The sequence below is a fragment of the Streptomyces sp. NPDC055025 genome (assembly GCF_053608565.1).
Window position 1 is genome coordinate 1 of the sequence record NZ_JBSGVS010000147.1, and the last position, 1,338, is coordinate 1,338.

At 55.4% G+C, this 1,338-nt stretch carries 2 protein-coding genes; one reads left to right on the forward strand and one right to left on the reverse strand.

Features of this window, described 5'->3' with window-relative positions:
- The first annotated feature begins 492 nt into the window (after positions 1–492).
- On the forward strand, positions 493–693 hold the full coding sequence (locus ACWGDX_RS39275) for a hypothetical protein (RefSeq protein ID WP_198113257.1): 201 nt from the start codon (positions 493–495) through the stop codon (positions 691–693).
- Between the two features lie 65 nt (positions 694–758).
- Here ACWGDX_RS39275 and ACWGDX_RS39280 read toward each other — a convergent pair.
- A partial coding sequence (locus tag ACWGDX_RS39280; RefSeq protein ID WP_453633611.1) for a hypothetical protein occupies positions 759–1,338 on the reverse strand: 580 nt, incomplete at its 5' end.

Sequence of the window (1,338 nt, forward strand, 5' to 3'; positions counted from 1 at the left end):
GTATGCAGCGAGGTAACGGAGCTCGCGGAGAAGTGCGAACGACCAAAAGGTAATCGATGATGGCAAATGCCGTCAAGAACAATCCGCCGGCTGCGCTTACGGTGGCCGCCGGACAACGGATGGTCATCGGAGCCGATGGTGTGCCTGGTACGTCCCCGCGCCAGTGCGCGCCCCCAACATGGTCGACGCGAATCACATGCGTTCCGAATGCAACGCCAGCGAGACGGCCAGCAAGGAAACGGTCTTGGTGAATTTCGATGACTTTCGCCGATACGCGGCTTTTATTGATAGATTTCGAGTGAAGTTGGCCGATTTCGAGTCGGCACCATGAACGACTCACGCTGAGAAGCTGAAACCAACGGAATGTCCACGCGTGGCGCACCCGTCCCATCAACCTAGTTCACGGCACGCAGAAACTCCCGCCTATGCTGACTCCGAAAGCCATGTACTGCGCGTTGATTGACCCGGCGCCCAGCCAGCGGTGACCCGCTTATGGACGCAGAGCTGTACCGAGGGTATTCGATTTGGGGACATGCCATCCGGCAGGGCGACGGATTTGCTGCCAGCGGCACCATCACGCGAAACAACAAGCTCGTTGAAACCTCGGGCGTGCTCGGTAGTTTTGAGACGGAGAACGAAGCTGAACTCGCGGGCCTCAGATGGTGCCGAGCGTGGGTGGACAGCCACGGTTGAAAGGGCGTCCATCTCTGCGCGCGGGCGCCCCGCGAATGCTCTTCAGCTATGCACGCCTCCGGCGTTTACCGCACCACTCCATATTGGTTGGGAATGGCCCCAAAAACGGCATGTCGCAACAAATCCTCCTTGGAGGCAGTGCCTTGCGGACCATCATCCTGGTCAATTCCAGAACGGTCAATCGGGCCGATGTCTGCCGGTCCAGTCGGTGCGCCTCCCGTCAACTCAACCGAGACCCGCGTTACTAGATTTCTCTTCGTGAGAGTAAGCAATAATTTCACTAGGAATCTATTTAATGCATATACACGACCGGAATGCGCATGCTTGTCAACGACAAAAATATGTATTTCTCGTTCCCGCACAACCTGGCGGTACCATTCAAGCACTGCCCCCTTCGTTTCTGGTTCTAGCAACCTGACTATAACCGAATCGTGCACTTCGTCCAGCCCCTTATAGACTGTTGGTATATCGTATCCCCACATATATGCACGCGCCGCATTATCTTCCGCGCACAAGATTTTCAACATCAACTGATACCACTCAGGTGATACGTCTGACACCTCGCGTTCCAACAGAGAAATTGCTTTCGCCAAATCGTGATATTCCGGCTTAAACGCAATTCTCAGGCACTCTTGAAGCCCTCCG